This is a genomic window from Streptococcus dentapri, assembly GCF_042649885.1.
Taxonomy (GTDB): Bacteria; Bacillota; Bacilli; order Lactobacillales; family Streptococcaceae; genus Streptococcus; species Streptococcus dentapri.
Window position 1 is genome coordinate 1 of the sequence record NZ_JBHSAC010000089.1, and the last position, 501, is coordinate 501.

Below are 501 nucleotides of genomic sequence, written 5' to 3' on the forward strand. Positions count from 1 at the left end.
GGGACAATACCTATAAGACCAAGAACCTGTCCTATAAGAAGGATCATTACGGGAGCTACCAGGAGCCCCAGCCCAATGGGGGCTATCAGACAAAGACCTATGTTTCTAAGACGACGACGGAGCACTATAGTCTGAACGATTTGCTCTCCAATAAGAAGAGTCCGATCAAGGCGACGCAGTCGGTCTATGAGACGCGGGTCAAGGCCTTCCGGGAACAGATGACCAAGGCCAATGGTTTCAGCGATAAGGAGATCCAGCAGGCCAAGTCCATGAGCACGGATGAGCTGATTGACAAGTATGGCTTAGCCCCTCAGGCGGCGGTTTACGAACAGCTTCGGGGGAGCCAGTGGCAGGAGGATCATAAGGCGGCTTTAGATACGGTAGCGACGGTGGTGATTCCGACGGTAGCGGTCGTTTCCTTAGTGGTCAGTGTTGCGGGGATGGTCGGGACCTTTGGGGCGGCCTCTCCGGTTCTGGGACCAGTAGCGGCCGGTTCGACGG

General features: G+C 55.7%; 1 protein-coding gene. It reads left to right on the top strand.

The features are described from left to right. Window positions 1–269 precede the first annotated feature (269 nt). Window positions 270–501: hypothetical protein (locus tag ACFOSE_RS09635; protein WP_380432806.1), on the top strand; the 232-nt coding region annotated here is incomplete at its 3' end.